Origin of the sequence: Comamonas thiooxydans (assembly GCF_002157685.2) — a bacterium.
GTDB classification, from domain to species: Bacteria; Pseudomonadota; Gammaproteobacteria; order Burkholderiales; family Burkholderiaceae_C; genus Comamonas; species Comamonas testosteroni_H.
The window spans coordinates 2,033,199-2,048,499 of the sequence record NZ_AP026738.1; the positions used below are offsets into that span (position 1 = coordinate 2,033,199).

Consider the following 15,301-nt stretch of genomic DNA (forward strand, 5'->3'; position numbering starts at 1 on the left):
TACAAAGCAAATGATTGGTAAAAATAGAAAAGGCCGATATGCTGCGTCTCATGCAAACAAGTCATGAAGCAGTCATAGTAAAAAAGCGCGGTCGTGGCAGGCCTCCGAAGTCGGCCGATGAGCGCAATGAAAGCATGCGTCGTGGCGAGCTGGTGAAGGTCGCGGCGCAGCTGTTCAGGCAGCGCGGATTTCACGGCACCAGTACACGAGATATTGCTGCTGCTGCTGGCATGCAGCCAGGCTCCCTGTTCTATTTTTTCGAGAGCAAGGAGTCCATCCTGCATGCGGTCATGCGCGATGGGATGGCACAGGCTGCCGCGAGCCAGGCTGCTGCGCTCGATGGGCTGACGGCGCGTGCCAGCGGTGTGCAGCGCCTGCGGGCCCTGGTGCGCAATCACCTGCAGATCATGGTCGGTCCGGAGAGCGACTTCATTCCCGTCATGCTCTATGAATGGAGGCTGCTCAGTGATGAGCAGCGCGTGGATGTGGGAGCGCAAAAAGACGAATACGAGGCGCAGTGGATGCCCGCACTGCAAGCCCTGCACCACACGGGAAAGCTCAAGGCCAGTCCCGAGATTGCGCGCCTGTTGATCTTCGGTGCGCTGAACTGGACGGCTCAATGGTTTTCCGAAGGCCGTGGGCTGACGCTGGATGAGCTTACCGAGCAGGCCCTGGCCTTATTCATTGGAGAGCGTTGATGTACCAATCCGTATTCCGTGCCGCATTGTTTGCGGGGCAGGTGGTTGTGGTGACCGGTAGCGGCTCGGGCATCGGCCGCTGCGTTGCGCACGAGCTGGCATCCCTGGGGGCCACAGTTGCCCTGGTGGGACGCAATCAGGACAAGCTGGCTGCGGTTCAAGCCGAGCTGCAGCAGGCCGGAGTACCGGAGGATAGAGTCAGCCGTCACAGAGCGGATATACGGGATGAGGCTGCCGTCAAAGCGCTGGTGGCCGAGGTTCTGGCCCGCCACGGGCGCATCGACGCCCTGGTCAATAACGCGGGTGGGCAGTACATCGCCCCCCTGGCCAGCATCGGAGCCAAGGGTTGGCAGGCCGTGCTGGACACCAATCTCACCGGCGGCTTCCTCATGGCGCGCGAATGCTTTGTGCAACACATGGCAGAGCATGGCGGCTCCATCGTCAACATGGTGGCCGATATGTGGGGCTCCATGCCGGGCATGGGGCACAGCGGTGCGGCGCGAGCAGGCATGGTCAGCTTGACCGAGACGGCGGCTGCGGAATGGGCGCCCCATGGCGTGCGTGTGAATGCCATCGCCCCCGGCTACATCGCCTCCAGCGGCATGGATCACTACCCACCCGAAGCGGCAGCCATGCTGCGCAAGATGCCTGCTACCGTGCCGGCGGGGCGCTTTGGCAACGAGGCCGAGGTTTCCGCCTCCATCGTGTTTTTGCTCAGTCCCGCAGCCAGTTTCATCAGCGGCACGGTTTTGCGCGTCGATGGTGCCCGTCCCCAGGTGCGCATGGGCATGGGTCCGGTAGCCGCCAGTGCCGAGGTGCAGCAACGCGGCGCAGTGCGTGCATTTGATGGCTTTTCTCTCTACCAGACTCCCAAGGTGTTTCAGTCATGAGCGTCTTTGCATCGCAATGGAATGCCGCCGGCGAGCAGGCGCAGCAGCGCCGGGCCGCCACGCTGGCGCGCATCGCCGCCCTGCGTGAGCTGGAGCAGCGGGCGGCCCAGGCATCGCAGCGGGCCAAGCCGCAGTTTGAAAAGCGCGGCCAGTTGCTGCCGCGCGAAAGAGTGGCCCTGCTGCTCGATGCTGGCCGGCCGTGGCTGCCGCTGTGCACGCTGGCGGGTTTCATGCTGGACCATGAAGATCCCTCCAAGTCGGTTCCCGGAGGCGGTATGTTGGCGGGCATCGGCTTTGTCAGCGGCGTGCGCTGCATGGTCGTGGCCAGCGACTCGGGCATCGAAGCGGGAGCCATCCAGGAAAAAGGCCTGGACAAGATGCTGCGTGTGCAGGAGATTGCGCTGCAGAACAAGCTGCCCTTCATTCATTTGGTGGAGAGTGCAGGCGCCAACCTCATGCGCTACCGCGTCGAGGGCTTTGTGATGGGCGGAGCCTTGTTTCGCAACCTGGCGCGGTTGTCTGCGGCAGGTCTGCCGGTCATCACCGTGCAGCATGGCTCGGGCACGGCCGGCGGAGCCTATATGCCGGGGTTGTCGGATGTGGTCATCATGGTGCGCGGTCGCTCGCGTGCCTTTCTGGCTGGACCGCCTCTCCTCAAGGCGGCGACAGGCGAAATCGCGACCGAGGAAGAGCTGGGCGGCGCCGAGATGCACACCAGTGTCTCGGGGCTGGGCGAGTATCTGGCGGAGGACGACCGCCAAGCCCTGGGCATGGCACGCGCCGTGGTGTCTCAGCTGTCCCAGTGGAAAAGGCCTGAAGCACTTGATATATATAAACGAGATGCTATTGGTTCAGGAGTTGTCGAGCCGCGTTACGAGGCCGATGAGCTCTTGGGGCTGATGCCGGCGCACCACCGCGAGCCGGTGGATATGCATGAGGTCATGGCGCGATTGGTGGACGGCTCCGAGCTGCTGCTGTTCAAGTCCGGCTACGGTGCGGCCACGCTGTGCGCGCAGGCGCATATCGGAGGCCATGCCGTGGGCCTGATCTCCAACAACGGCCCCATCGATGTGGCCGGTGCCAGCAAGGCCGCGCACTTCATTCAATGGATGTGCCAGTTGGGCCACCCCATCATCTATCTGCAGAACACCACGGGCTATATGGTGGGTAAGGACAGCGAGCAGGCCGGCATGATCAAGCACGGCAGCAAGATGATTCAGGCCGTGACCAACGCCACCGTGCCGCAGATCACCATCCAGTGCGGGGCCAGTTTCGGAGCAGGCAACTACGGCATGTGCGGCCGAGGCTATGCGCCGCGCTTTCTTTTCAGCTGGCCCGGCGCCAAGACGGCTGTGATGGGCGGCGAGCAGGCGGCCAGCACCATGCGCCAGGTCACCGAGGCCGCCATGGCACGCAAGGGTCTGCCCGTCGATGCCGAGCTGATGCAAAAGCAGTACGACCAGATCGTGGCCATGTTCGAGGCCCAGGCCGATGCGCTGGTGACCAGCGGGCTGCTGCTGGACGACGGCGTGATCGATCCGCGCGACACCCGAGAAGTGCTCTCGTTCTGCCTGCAGACCTTGTACGAAGCGCAGCAGCGCACGGTGCGCCCCGTGCAGTTCGGGGTCGCGCGCATGTAGTGCCGCACCTTTTCCCTTTTCTTCCAAACAGGACTCGACGGAGACAAGCCATGCAATGGACCCATGAACATCTGGAAGTGCGCAAGACCCTCAAGCGCTATATCGACGAGAAGATCAATCCTCATGTCGATGAATGGGAGCAGGAGGAGATCTTCCCGGCGCACCAGGTGTTCAAGGGGCTGGGCGATCTGGGCCTGCTGGGCCTGACCAAGCCCGAAGCCTATGGCGGCGCGGGTCTGGATTACTCTTACAGCCTGATGATGGCCGAGACTCTGGGCCATATCCGCTGCGGCGGCGTGCCCATGGCCATTGGCGTGCAGACCGATATGTGCACGCCCGCACTGGCACGCTTTGGCAGCGATGCCTTGCGCGATCAGTTTCTGGCGCCCGCCATCGCGGGCGATATGGTGGGTTGCATAGGCGTGAGCGAGCCCGGTGCGGGCAGCGATGTGTCGGGTATCAAAAGCCATGCCCGCAAGGATGGCGATGACTACATCATCAGCGGCCAGAAGATGTGGATCACCAACAGCATTCAGGCGGACTGGATGTGCATGCTGGTCAACACCGGTGATGGACCGGTGCACAAGAACAAAAGTCTCATCATGGTGCCGCTGCGAGAGGGGCCGCGCGGCAAGCTGACCAGGGGCGTGGAAGTGGCGCAGAAGCTGCGCAAGATCGGCATGAACTCTTCGGACACGGGCCTGCTGTTCTTTGACGAGGTGCGCGTGCCGCAGCGCTATCTGGTTGGGCAGGAGGGACAGGGCTTCATCTATCAGATGCAGCAGTTTCAGGAGGAGCGGCTCTGGGCCTCGGCCAGCGGCCTGCTCGCCATGGAGGACTGTATTCAGCAGACCATTGAGTGGGCACAGCAGCGGCAGATGTTCGGCAGCACTCTGATCGATCAGCAATGGGTGCAGTTCAAGCTGGCCGAGTTGCAGACCGAGGTCGAGGCTTTGCGCGCACTGACCTATCGTGCAGCCCAGATGTATATGGCGGGCCAGGATGCGCTGCAGCTGGCCAGCATGGCCAAGCTCAAGTCGGGGCGGCTGACGCGCGAAGTGGCCGATACCTGTCTGCAGTTCTGGGGCGGCATGGGCTTTACCTGGGACAACCGTGTCTCGCGCCTGTACCGCGATGGGCGTCTGGGCTCGATAGGCGGCGGTGCCGACGAGGTCATGCTGGGCATCATTGGCAAGACCATGGGGCTGATCAAGCGCCAGGCGCACTGAGGAGCGGCGCATGACTCAGGTGCTTGAAATCGAACGTCTTCCCTTAGGCAACGGCTTTGTGGAATGGTGGCGACTGAACTCGCCGCAAACCCGCAATGCGCTGACCGATGAGGTGGTGCAAGCCTTGCGCGATCACGCCGCCAGAGCGCAGAAGGATTCACTGCTGCGCGTGGTCGTGCTGTGCGGCAATGGCGGGCATTTCTGCGCGGGTGGGAGCCTGGGCGGCTTTGCCAGCAGCATAGGCTCGCCGCTGCCTGCGGGGGCGCAGGACCCGCTGGTTCAGGTCAACCGCGAGTTTGGTCAGCTGCTGCAGCAACTGGCAGAGCTGCCCCAACTGCTGATCGCTGCCGTGCAGGGCGCGGCCATGGGCGGCGGTGTGGGGCTGGTCTGCGTGGCCGACTGGGTGGTGGCGGATCAGCAGGCCGTCTTTGCCACACCCGAGGTGACGCTGGGCATTGTGCCCGCGCAGATTGCGCCGTTTGTGCTGCGCAGGCTGGGCGACGGCTTGGCGCGCCAATGGCTGCTGGGCGGCCAGCGCTGGTCCGCAAGCCAGGCACAGCAGGCAGGTCTGGTTCAGACCGTGATACAGGCCGCAGATGCTGCCCACTGGCGCCAGCAGCTGCAGCAGCAGCTCGAGATCTGCGCGCAGGCCGCACCGCAGGCGGTGGCTACGACCAAAAAGCTGCTGGCAGCCATTGGCGGACAAAGTCTGGATGCATCGCTGAACCAGGGCGCGCAGGCCTTTGCCAGTGCGCTGCGCAGCGCTGAAGCGGGGGCAGGGCTCAAGGCCTTTTCCAGCAAGCAGCCCGCTCCCTGGACCTGCATTGCAGGAGGTGCATCATGAAGCGCATTCTGATTGCCAATCGTGGCGAGATTGCGCTGCGCATCATGGCCACGGCCAGGCGCATGGGCATAGAGACCGTGGCGGTGTACTCGGATGCGGATGCGCAAAGCCTCCATGTGCAACAGTCCACGCAGGCCTATGCACTGGGCGGGCTGACATCGGCCCAGAGCTATCTGGACATGCACAAGCTGCTGGCGGCCGCCAAGGCCACAGGAGCCGATGCCGTACACCCTGGCTACGGCTTTCTCAGCGAGGATGCCGGCTTTGCCGAGGCCGTCCAGGAAGCGGGCCTGATCTGGATTGGCCCTCCGCCGGCGGCGATTCGCCAGCTCGGCAGCAAGGCCGCCGCCAAGCAACTGGCCAAGGCCCATGGAGTGCCCTGTCTGCCGGGCTATGAAGGCGACGACCAGAGCGATGCGCGCTTTGCCGACGAAGCCGCCATGATTGGCTACCCCGTCATGGTCAAGGCCGTGGCCGGTGGCGGCGGGCGCGGCATGCGGCTGGTGGAAAGTGCCCAGCAACTGCATGCCGCTCTGAACAGTGCACGTTCCGAAGCCTTGGCTGGTTTCGGCAATGGTGACTTGCTGGTGGAGCGTGCCGTCATGCATCCGCGTCATGTGGAAGTGCAGGTGTTTGCCGACGGGCATGGCCATGTGATTCATCTGGGGGAGCGCGACTGCTCGGTTCAGCGCCGCCACCAGAAGATCATCGAGGAAGCCCCCAGTCCGGCCGTCAATGTCGAGCTGCGAGAGCAGATGGGCAGCTGCGCCGTGGCCCTGGCCAGGGCCGCAGGCTATGTGGGTGCGGGTACGGTGGAATTCCTGGTCGAAGGCCGGCAGTTCTATCTGATGGAGATGAATACCAGACTGCAGGTCGAGCATCCTGTGACCGAGGCATTGACGGGCCTTGATCTGGTCGAGTGGCAGATTCGCGTGGCGTGCGGCGAGGTTTTGCCGCTGACGCAGCAGCAGGTTCGGCTCGACGGCCATGCCATCGAGGTGCGGCTGTGCGCCGAAGACGAGAACTTTCAGCCCCATACCGGCGTGGTACGGCATTTCTCGGCACCCGAGGCCGCCGTCTTCAGCCGTGCGCCGCTACGCTTTGACCACGCGTTGCATACCGGCAGCGAAGTCACTCCCTATTACGACGCCATGCTGGGCAAGCTGATTGTCCATGCGCCAACGCGAGAGCAAGCCATCGATCGGCTGATTCATGCGCTGGGCAGCCTCTCGGTGCTGGGCTTGCCGACCAATCGCGCCTTTCTGATTGAGTGCCTGAACGACGAGGTGTTCAGGCGGGGCCAGGCTCTGATCTCCTATCTGGCGGGCGATGCGCCACGCTTGCAGCAACTGCTGCGGGAAAAGGAAGCTCTGGCACACCAGCACTGGGGAGCACTGTGCGCCGTGGGCCAAAGGCCGGGGCCGCTGGCCTGCAGCTATGCCCAGTTGCGCAAGCTGCAGCACCGGGGCCGGACACAGGAGCTGATGCTGCGGCCCGAGACCGCAGACAGCTGGTTGCTGCAGCGGCACGGCGCCGAGCCTGAGCTGCTGCAGGTCGACGAGTTGCTGGCCCATGGCTGGCGCGCGAGATCGGCGGGCCTGAGCCAGACCGTGCAGGCCGTAGAGCTGCCCGCCGGGCAGGGCGGCTCGCGCTGGCATCTGCAGGCCGGGGGCGTGGACTGGTGGGTCGAAGATGCAAGCTATGCCCCGCCCGAGAATGCCGCAGCAGCGGGCCAGACCGCAGAGCTGCGCGCCCCGTTCAACGGCCGTGTGGTGCAACTGGGCGCGGTGGCCGGGCAGGCGCTGAAGGCCGGCGATGTGGTCGTGGTCATCGAATCCATGAAGCTGGAGCACAGCCTGAGCGTGAAGGCCGACTGCCGGGTGGAGGCGGTGCAGGTCCATGCCGGCCAGCAGGTGGCGCCGGGTCAGGTGCTGCTGAAACTGGCGCCCATGTCTGGAGGTCCCGCATGACGGATGTCCCTGAACGCGAAATGCTCTATGACCTGGTGCGTCGCTTTGCGCGCGAGCAAATCGCCCCCCATGTCACGGCCTGGGACGAGGCGGGCGAGTTCCCGCGCCAGCTCTATAGCCAGGCCGCCGAGCTGGGGCTGCTGGGCATCGGCTATCCCGAGGCGCTCGGTGGTACCCCGGCCACGCACAGCCTGCGCGCAGCCCTGTGGCTGGCGCTGTGCCGCTACGGCGGAAGTGGAGGCGTGCTGGCCAGTCTGCTGTCGCACAACATCGGCCTGCCGCCCGTGGTGGCTCTGGGCAGCGATACGCTCAAGCAGCAGGTGGTGCCCGATGTTCTCTTGGGCCGCAAGATCGCGGCGCTGGCGATTACCGAGCCCGGCGGCGGATCGGATGTGGCGGCGCTGCGTACCCGGGCCAGGCGCGAGGGTGACGAGTATGTGATCGAGGGCGAGAAGACCTTCATCACCTCGGGCATGCGTGCGGACTGGATCACGGTGGCGGTGCGCACGGGCGAGCAAAGAGGTGCATCCGGCATCTCGCTGATCCTGGTGCCGGGCGACAGCGCGGGACTGCGCCGCAGCCCGCTGCACAAGATGGGCTGGCAATGCTCGGACACGGCCCATCTGTTTTTTGATGGCGTGCGCGTGCCGGCCAGTCATTTGCTCGGAGCCGAGGGTGAGGGCTTTCGCGCCATCATGCACAACTTCAACGGCGAGCGCCTGGGTATTGCCTGCGCTGCACTGGGCTTTGCCCAGGCCTGCTATGACGAGGCGCTGGCCTGGGCCCAGCAGCGCCAGACCTTTGGCGTGACGCTCAATCAGCATCAGGTCATACGTCACAAGCTGGTGGACATGCAGCAGCGCCTGCGCAGCACCGAAGCCTGGATCAACGCGGTCTGCGCACGTGCCGATGGCGGCGATAGCGGGGCGGACTGGGTGGGAGAGGTCTGCGTGCTCAAGAACCACGCCACCCAGACCATGCAGTTCTGCGCCGATACGGCGGTGCAGATTCTGGGTGGCATGGGCTTTATGCGCGGCACGCTGAGCGAGCGCATCTACCGCGAAGTCAAGGTGCTGACGATTGGCGGCGGCACCGAGGAAATCATGAAAGAGCTGGCCGCGCGCCAGTGGCGTATCTAGCGCGGCTGTCGCAGCGGCCTCAGCCGTTGCCGGGAAGTTTGAGCGAAATCAGCCTGAAACGCTTATGTGTAAAGCGTTATCAGCTTCTATTTAAGGAGCGATATGTCCGATAAAGCCATTATTACCTGTTCCATTACCGGGGTGCTGACCGATCCGAATCAGCACCATGTGCCGGTGACGCCAGAGCAGCTGGCGCAGGAAGCCCGCCGAGCCTATGATGCGGGCGCCTCCGTGGTACACGTGCACTTCAGGCGCCAGGAAGAGGGCAAGGGTCATCTGCCGAGCTGGGACCCTGCAGTGGCCAGGGCCTGCGTGGATGCCATGCGTGCAGCCTGCCCCGACCTGATCATCAATCAGACCACCGGCGTGGTCGGTCCCGACTACCAGGGACCGTTGGATTGCCTGCGTGCCACGCGACCCGAGATGGCGGCCTGCAATGCGGGCTCGCTGAACTATCTCAAGACCCGCAGCAACGGAAGCTGGGCCTGGCCGCCCATGCTGTTCGACAATCAGCCTGCCAAGGTACAGGACTTTCTCGATGTGATGGCAGAGACCGGCACATTGCCCGAGTTCGAGTGCTTTGACGTGGGCATCGTGCGCTGCGTGGGCATGTATGTGGAAACCGGCATGTACCGCGGCCTGCCCGAATACAACTTCGTGATGGGCGTGGAGTCCGGCATGCCGGCAGACCCCGATCTGCTGCCCATACTGCTCAGGCTCAAGATCAAGGATGCGCCCTGGCAGACCACGCTGATCGGGCGCAGCGAGATCTGGCCCACCCATCTGCGCACGGCAGAGCTCGGCGGACATCTGCGCAGCGGACTGGAAGACACTTTCTATCTGCCCGACGGCAGCAAGGTCACCTCCAACGCTCCGCTGATCGAGCAGCTGGCTCGCTATGCGCGTGATGTGGGCCGTGAAGTTGCCACTCCCCGGGAGGCCAGGCAGATGCTGCACCTGGCGGCCTGAATCGGGGAGAAGTCACAGATGAACGCTTGTATTCCTCCCCGGACCGTGGCACAGGCACTGGCGCAGACCGTGGCCGCGCATCCAGACAGGACCGCCTATATCGACCAGGGACGCAGCTACAGCTGGCAGCAGGTGGATGTCATGGCCAGCGCCTGGGCTGCCCATCTGTCCTCGCTGGGCCTGCGACCCGGTGAACGCATCGGCATCATCCTGCCCAACGGTCTGCCCTGGGTGCTGAGCTATCTTGCGGCGGCGAAGACGGGGCTGATCGTGGTGGGCCTCAGCGTCCGATATCGCGATGCCGAACTGGACTTCATGCTGCAGGACAGCCAGGTGAAGGCCGTGCTTGCGCCGCGCGAGTTTGCCGGCTTCGACTACCAGAACTATCTGGCGCAGGCCCGTCGGCGTTTTGCGGCGCTGGAGCATCTGCTGTGGGTGGATGAAGGATTCGAGCAAGCGCTGCAGTCCGGCGCGAAAGCCTTGCATGAAGGCGTCGGTCCTGCACCGGATGACCTGCTGATGATCATCTACACCTCGGGCACCACGGGCAGGCCCAAGGCAGCGGGGCTGACGCATCGCTCTCAACTGGGTTCAGCGCTGGCTCAGCATGCGCATGTGAGGGCTGCGGCGGACGATAGGGTGCAACTGGCCATGCCGCTCAATCATGTGGGCGGCATTACCTGCGGCGTGCTGACCATGTTGCTGGCGGGCGGTTGCTGCGAGCTGGTGCCCATGTTCAGCCCCGAATCCGTGTTGAGGATGGCGCAAAAGCATCCGCCGACCTGGCTGGTGGGCGTGCCCACCATGCTGACGCTGCTGCTCATGCATCCGCTTCTGGCAGAGGTGGATATGAGCCGGTTGCGCCTGATTGTGGTGGGCGGATCGAATGTGGAGCCGGTGTTGCTGCAGCGGCTGCAGCAGCAGTTTCCGGGCGTGAACATCATGAATCTCTATGGTCTGTCCGAGACTTCCGGGGCCATCGCTATGACGCCCTGGCAGACAGATCAACAAGCCCTGCTGCACAGCATAGGCAAGCCGCTGCAAGGGGCGCAACTGCGCGTGGCCGGGGTCGATGGTGAAGAGCTGCGCAGCGGCGAGGTGGGGGAGCTGTGGTTTCGTGGTGCTGGGGTGATTCCGGCCTATGTTGGGCAGCAGCAGGACGAAGATGCTTTTGCCGGCGGCTGGCTTCATTCGGGTGATCTGGGGCTTGTCGATGAGCAGGGCCTGATCCACCTCAAGGGGCGGCAAAAAGACATGTTCATACAGGGCGGCTTCAACGTCTATCCCAGCGAGGTGGAGGGCGTGATTGCCAGTCATGCAGGCGTGCTGATGGTCGCCGGCATAGGCGTGCCGGACCCCGTGCTGGGCGAGGTGGGGCGCTACTACATCGTGATCAGATCTGATGCCAGCGTGAGCGAGGAGGAACTGCTCACGCATTGCCGTCAGCAGCTCGCTGACTACAAGCTGCCGCGCCAGCTGGTGTTTCGCACCGAGCTGCCGTTGACCCCGGCAGGAAAGATCCAGAAAGCCTTGTTGCGAACAGAGGAGTGCTGTCCATGAATGTGCAATTCGACTTTTCGGGCCGCCATGTGATGGTGTTTGGCGGCACCACAGGCATCAACCTGGGTATTGCCCAGCACTACGCGATGGCAGGAGCCCGAGTCTCGGTCGTCAGCCGCAAGCAGGCCAATGTGGATGCGGCCCTGGCGACGTTGGGTGCGCAGGCCTTTGGCGTGGTGGCCGATGTGCGCGATGAGCAGGCCGTGGCTGCGGCGTTGGCGCAGGCCGTGGCCTGCCATGGGCCGCTTGACGTGCTGGTGTCTGGTGCGGCAGGCAACTTCCTCGCACCTGCGGAGCAGATGTCGTCCAACGCCTTCAAGGTGGTGGTGGACATCGATCTGCTGGGCAGCTTTCATGTCGCGCGTCAGGCTCTGGCGCACTTGCGGCAGCCGGGGGCGAGCCTGATCTTCATCACCGCGCCCCAGTCCACCGTGCCCATGATGTACCAGGCCCATGTCTGTGCAGCCAAGGCAGGAGTGGACCATCTGGCGCGGGTGCTGGCGCTGGAGTGGGGTGGCAGGGGCATTCGTGTGAATGCCATTTCCCCCGGCCCCATCGAGGGCACGGAAGGCATGCGCCGGCTGGCCCCGCAGGGGGCAGAAGGAGACGCTCTGGTGCGCAGCATGGTGCCGCTGGGGCGCATGGGTACGACCGCGGATATTGCCCGACTGGCCATGTTTCTGGGCAGCGATGCGGCCAGTTATATCTCCGGCACGGTCATTGCCTGTGACGGCGGGGCGCAGGGCCAGCTCTCGCCCATGGTTGCCGCCGCCATGGCAATGCCGCAGCAGGATTAGAGACACAACAAGAAAAAGCGTGGGTTATGGGTTCCGGGTTGCACACTATCAAGGAGACAAACCATGATCGAGATGAGTCTGACGAAGGAGGCACGGCGCATCCGGCGCATTGCGCTGGGCGACCTGCTCTACCGCACGGCGCGCAAGTCTGGCAGCCGTACGGCGCTGGTCGATGGTGCTGAGCGCATCAGCTATGCCGAGCTGGATGCGCGAAGTTCGCGCTTCGCGCATTATTTGCTCTCGACGCTGGGGACGAGCAAGCAGATCGGCATGCTGTGCGCCAATTCCATAGACATGGTGGTGGCCTGCAATGCCATTCACAAGGCGGGGCAGGTGTGGGTGCCTGTCAATATCAAGCTGGAGGTATCGAGCATCGACTACATCCTGCGGCATGCAGAGGTGTCGGCAGTGGTGGTCGATCAGGAGTTGCTGGCCCTGCCCGGGCTGGCCGAAATTCTGCAGCAATTGCAGGTGCCGCTCATCATCACTCGCCGGCAAGTGCAGCAAGTGCTGCCGGGCATATCGCTGACACAGGCCGAGGCAGGCCAGTCCGATGCTTTGCCCGAGGTTGATATTGACGACAACCAGGCGGCCTTGCTCATGTACACCAGCGGCACTACGGGCAATCCCAAGGGCGTGGTGCATTCCCATCTGTCGGTATATGCGGCGGTCAAGGGCAATATCGACGAGATGAAATATGGCGAGGCTGATGTGCTCAGCGGCTGGTTGCCTCTGTTTCATTGCGCCCAGCATGCGCTGGTGCAGACTGCGCTGGCGGCAGGCGCCTGCACCGTGCTCACGCGGCAGTTTGTACCGGCGGAGGTTGGGCAACTGGTGCTGAAGGAAGGTGTGACGATCTTTGTCGGACTGCCCCTGATGTATGCCGCGGTGCTGGCCGATCCGGGTTTTGCGCCCACCACCATCCGGCAGTGCATCTATGCCATGGCGCCCATTCCCAAACCCTTGATCGCCCAGATTGCGCAGCGCATGTGCCGCAATATCTCCCTGGCCACGGGACAGACCGAGATATATCCGGCTACCATGACTTTCTACCCCTTGCTCAACGCCGAATGCGATGCCAATTTCTGGGGGCGCTCTCTGAGCACTTGCGAGACCGCCGTTATGGATGACGATGGCAATCTGCTGGGAGCGGGCCAGGTCGGTGAGATCGTGCACCGCGGCCCCAATGCCATGCTGGGTTATTTCAAGGACCCCAAGGCGACGGCAGAGGCACAGAAGTTTGGCTGGCACCATACCGGCGACCTGGGCATGTGGGACGCGCAGGGGCGCATGGAGTTCATAGATCGCAAGAAGGACATGATCAAGACCGGCGGCGAGAACGTGGCCAGCGTGAAGGTTGAAGCCGTGGTGCTGGCGCATCCGGAAGTGGCGGCCGCCGCCGTGTTCGGTCTGCCGCATCCCCACTGGAGCGAGGCGGTCTGTGCCTTTGTCATGCGCAAGCCGGGGGCTCAAGTGGATTCGGAGTCGATACTGGCCCATTGCCGCAATCATCTCAGCGGCTTTGAAGTGCCAAAACTGGTCCATTTCGTGGAGGCCTTCCCGTCCACGGCGACGGGCAAGGTGCAGAAAAACGTGATGCGACGCCAGTTCGAGCAGGTGGCCAGAGAGCTTTGGGGCACCTGATATCCGGGCGTGCCCCGCAAATGCTGCCAGGGCCTGCAAAAGCAGGCCCTGGTTTCACTCTGCGGTCTCCTGCGCCCAGGACAGTACCGGGTCGGCGCGCGTCTCGATGAGCTTGTTGCGAGCCTTGAGTAGCGGGTCCAGCATCTCCGGCTGAGGCACGATCCAGTATTCACCACGGTCAATGGCTGCAAAGACGCGGTTGGCGAACTCCTCGGTGTCCATACCGTTTTCGTCGAGCAAATGGGTCATCATGCCGTGAAACTTTGCCGACGCCGCGTCAGGTGCTTCTCGGAAGATGGCTGTCCTGACGGGGCCTGGTGCCAGCAGCGAGACCTTGATTTGCGGATCAATGGCCGCGAGTTCGCCAGCCAGACCTTCGGTTAGCGCGACCACTGCGAACTTGGTGGCGGAGTAGGGAGCCATCATGGCGCTGGGCAGAAAGCCGCCTACCGATGCTGTGTTGATGATGCGGGCAGGCCGGTTGGCCCTGAGCAGACGCGGCACAAAAGCGCGCAGGCCGTTGACGATGCCGTTGACATTGACCTGCCAGGCCTGCTGCCACTTGGCATCGCTGATCTCCCAGCTATTGCCGGTGCTGAGAACGCCTGCGTTGTTGAACAGCAGATCGACCTGACCGAAAGCTGCATAGGCCTTGTCGGCCAGCGCATCCAGCGACGCCTGGCTGGTGACATCGGTGGCCACGGCCAATGCCTGATCTCCCAGTTCCAGCGCGACTTTCTCAAGACCCGCCTGGTCGCGGTCTGCAACCACGACCTTCATTCCAAGAGTGACTGCCTTTCTGGCAAGGCCTGCACCAATTCCACTGGCGGCGCCGGTGATGACTGCAACTTTCATGATTTCCTCATTGGCTAAATACGAATGGATTAAAGCATTTCCAGCTTATCTATATTTCTCACGAATTCCCGCTTGACAGTTATTGAAGGTGTTTACAGTCTTTATTGATTGATTAAATGGAAAGACCTGCTTGACATATAAAAAATCCGGGCACAGTACGTCCGAATGAATTAATGGTTTTCACTAGGGACTGTAAACACAAACTTATTTTGTAAAGAGGAAAACTCAGAGTGATTTGAATTTGAAAAGAACAAAGAATCTCAATCCTCATCGCCAATTGGTGGCGGTCAGTCAGTATTGAGGTTTGAAAATGAATCCATTCATCAGTGGTTTGGAAGGAAAAGTGGTTCTGGTCACAGGTGGTGCCTCGGGCATAGGCCTGGCCAGCGCCCAGGCCCTGGCAGCCAGCGGAGCCAAGGTGGTGTGTGCCGATCTGCAGCAAAGCCAGGATTTGCCGCAGGGCTGCGAATTTCGCAAGCTTGACGTGAGCAGCGAGAAGCTGACCAATGAGTTGGTTGCTTACATGCTGGACCGCTATGGGCATATTGATGGGCTGGTGACTTCGGCTGGCATTTCCCGCGTGGGTGATCTGGAGAGCATGCCCTTGCAGGAGTGGGAGCAGGTACTGCAGGTCAATTTGACGGGGACCATGCTCAGTGCTCGTGCCGTGGCCAGCCACATGAAACAGCGCGGTCAGGGCTCCATCGTCACCATCGCCAGCATCAACGGCATGCTGGGCAACCCGACCAATCTGGCCTATTGCACCTCCAAGGGGGCTGTGATCCAGATGGTGCGCAGTCTGGCCGCGGATCTCGGTCCTCACGGGGTGCGGGTCAACAGCATCAGCCCCGGCTATATCCATACGCCCATGACCACCATGCTTGATGAACTGCCTGTAGGCCAGGCTTTCGAGGCCATGCATTTGCTCAAGCGGGCGGGCAGGCCGCAAGAGGTGGGTAATGCCGTGGCATTTTTGCTTTCCGATATTTCTTCATTTATTACCGGGGTCAATCTTCCGGTAGATGGCGGATTCTCTGCAGCAAAAGTAATTAATATTTAAGGAATT

13 protein-coding genes are annotated in these 15,301 nt (G+C 62.7%); 12 read left to right on the top strand and 1 reads right to left on the bottom strand.

Annotation, left to right across the window (positions count from 1 at the left end; translation table 11 throughout):
- The first annotated feature begins 50 nt into the window (after positions 1–50).
- The 11 genes from CTR2_RS09360 to CTR2_RS09410 all read left to right on the top strand — a co-directional run bounded on the left by CTR2_RS09360 (position 51) and on the right by CTR2_RS09410 (position 13,380).
- Positions 51–698 carry a TetR/AcrR family transcriptional regulator gene (locus CTR2_RS09360; RefSeq protein ID WP_238707667.1) on the top strand — a complete coding sequence of 216 codons (648 nt, stop codon included), beginning with the start codon at positions 51–53 and terminating at the stop codon, positions 696–698.
- A complete protein-coding gene (locus tag CTR2_RS09365; RefSeq protein ID WP_087084300.1) occupies positions 698–1,588 on the top strand; it encodes an SDR family oxidoreductase in 891 nt (296 codons plus the stop codon). Before CTR2_RS09360 ends, CTR2_RS09365 begins: the two co-directional genes overlap by 1 nt.
- Positions 1,585–3,228, top strand: coding sequence for an acyl-CoA carboxylase subunit beta (locus CTR2_RS09370; protein ID WP_087084299.1), 1,644 nt, complete (start codon positions 1,585–1,587; stop codon positions 3,226–3,228). The genes CTR2_RS09365 and CTR2_RS09370 overlap by 4 nt, the downstream gene beginning before the upstream one ends.
- Before the next feature lie 50 nt (positions 3,229–3,278).
- A complete protein-coding gene (locus tag CTR2_RS09375; protein WP_087084298.1) occupies positions 3,279–4,457 on the top strand; it encodes an acyl-CoA dehydrogenase family protein in 1,179 nt (392 codons plus the stop codon).
- A 10-nt stretch (positions 4,458–4,467) separates the two neighbouring features.
- Positions 4,468–5,301 (top strand): enoyl-CoA hydratase/isomerase family protein, encoded by an 834-nt coding sequence (locus tag CTR2_RS09380; RefSeq protein WP_087084297.1) that lies wholly within the window; start codon positions 4,468–4,470, stop codon positions 5,299–5,301.
- On the top strand, positions 5,298–7,271 hold the full coding sequence (locus tag CTR2_RS09385) for an acetyl/propionyl/methylcrotonyl-CoA carboxylase subunit alpha (protein WP_087084296.1): 1,974 nt from the start codon (positions 5,298–5,300) through the stop codon (positions 7,269–7,271). The genes CTR2_RS09380 and CTR2_RS09385 overlap by 4 nt, the downstream gene beginning before the upstream one ends.
- Positions 7,268–8,410, top strand: coding sequence for an acyl-CoA dehydrogenase family protein (locus CTR2_RS09390; RefSeq protein ID WP_087084295.1), 1,143 nt, complete (start codon positions 7,268–7,270; stop codon positions 8,408–8,410). The genes CTR2_RS09385 and CTR2_RS09390 overlap by 4 nt, the downstream gene beginning before the upstream one ends.
- A 102-nt stretch (positions 8,411–8,512) precedes the next feature.
- Positions 8,513–9,379, top strand: coding sequence for a beta-keto acid cleavage family enzyme (locus tag CTR2_RS09395; protein WP_087084294.1), 867 nt, complete (start codon positions 8,513–8,515; stop codon positions 9,377–9,379).
- A gap of 18 nt (positions 9,380–9,397) precedes the next feature.
- Positions 9,398–10,939: a class I adenylate-forming enzyme family protein gene (locus CTR2_RS09400; RefSeq protein ID WP_087084293.1), complete on the top strand. Its 1,542-nt coding sequence runs from the start codon at positions 9,398–9,400 to the stop codon at positions 10,937–10,939.
- Entirely contained in the window at positions 10,936–11,736 is an 801-nt protein-coding gene (locus CTR2_RS09405) for an SDR family oxidoreductase (protein ID WP_087084672.1), read from the top strand. Before CTR2_RS09400 ends, CTR2_RS09405 begins: the two co-directional genes overlap by 4 nt.
- Positions 11,737–11,799: 63 nt before the next feature.
- Positions 11,800–13,380, top strand: a complete 1,581-nt coding sequence (locus CTR2_RS09410) for a class I adenylate-forming enzyme family protein (RefSeq protein ID WP_087084292.1) — start codon at positions 11,800–11,802, stop codon at positions 13,378–13,380.
- Between the two features lie 54 nt (positions 13,381–13,434).
- Here CTR2_RS09410 and CTR2_RS09415 read toward each other — a convergent pair whose 3' ends face one another.
- Positions 13,435–14,235: an SDR family oxidoreductase gene (locus tag CTR2_RS09415; RefSeq protein WP_087084291.1), complete on the bottom strand. Its 801-nt coding sequence runs from the start codon at positions 14,233–14,235 to the stop codon at positions 13,435–13,437.
- Positions 14,236–14,545: 310 nt separating this feature from the next.
- On the opposite strand from CTR2_RS09415, the gene CTR2_RS09420 reads away from it, so the two are divergent.
- A complete protein-coding gene (locus CTR2_RS09420; RefSeq protein ID WP_087084290.1) occupies positions 14,546–15,295 on the top strand; it encodes an SDR family NAD(P)-dependent oxidoreductase in 750 nt (249 codons plus the stop codon).
- The last annotated feature ends 6 nt before the right edge of the window (positions 15,296–15,301 follow it).

Bases quoted from the DNA above. Each gene is read 5' to 3' on its own strand.
- CTR2_RS09390 (WP_087084295.1), top strand. From the start codon at position 7,268: ATGACGGATGTCCCTGAACGCGAAATGCTCTATGACCTGGTGCGTCGC.
- CTR2_RS09395 (WP_087084294.1), top strand. From the start codon at position 8,513: ATGTCCGATAAAGCCATTATTACCTGTTCCATTACCGGGGTGCTGACC.
- CTR2_RS09360 (WP_238707667.1), top strand. From the start codon at position 51: ATGCAAACAAGTCATGAAGCAGTCATAGTAAAAAAGCGCGGTCGTGGC.
- CTR2_RS09365 (WP_087084300.1), top strand. From the start codon at position 698: ATGTACCAATCCGTATTCCGTGCCGCATTGTTTGCGGGGCAGGTGGTT.
- CTR2_RS09385 (WP_087084296.1), top strand. From the start codon at position 5,298: ATGAAGCGCATTCTGATTGCCAATCGTGGCGAGATTGCGCTGCGCATC.
- CTR2_RS09415 (WP_087084291.1), bottom strand. From the start codon at position 14,235: ATGAAAGTTGCAGTCATCACCGGCGCCGCCAGTGGAATTGGTGCAGGC.
- CTR2_RS09420 (WP_087084290.1), top strand. From the start codon at position 14,546: ATGAATCCATTCATCAGTGGTTTGGAAGGAAAAGTGGTTCTGGTCACA.
- CTR2_RS09380 (WP_087084297.1), top strand. From the start codon at position 4,468: ATGACTCAGGTGCTTGAAATCGAACGTCTTCCCTTAGGCAACGGCTTT.
- CTR2_RS09405 (WP_087084672.1), top strand. From the start codon at position 10,936: ATGAATGTGCAATTCGACTTTTCGGGCCGCCATGTGATGGTGTTTGGC.
- CTR2_RS09370 (WP_087084299.1), top strand. From the start codon at position 1,585: ATGAGCGTCTTTGCATCGCAATGGAATGCCGCCGGCGAGCAGGCGCAG.
- CTR2_RS09400 (WP_087084293.1), top strand. From the start codon at position 9,398: ATGAACGCTTGTATTCCTCCCCGGACCGTGGCACAGGCACTGGCGCAG.
- CTR2_RS09410 (WP_087084292.1), top strand. From the start codon at position 11,800: ATGATCGAGATGAGTCTGACGAAGGAGGCACGGCGCATCCGGCGCATT.
- CTR2_RS09375 (WP_087084298.1), top strand. From the start codon at position 3,279: ATGCAATGGACCCATGAACATCTGGAAGTGCGCAAGACCCTCAAGCGC.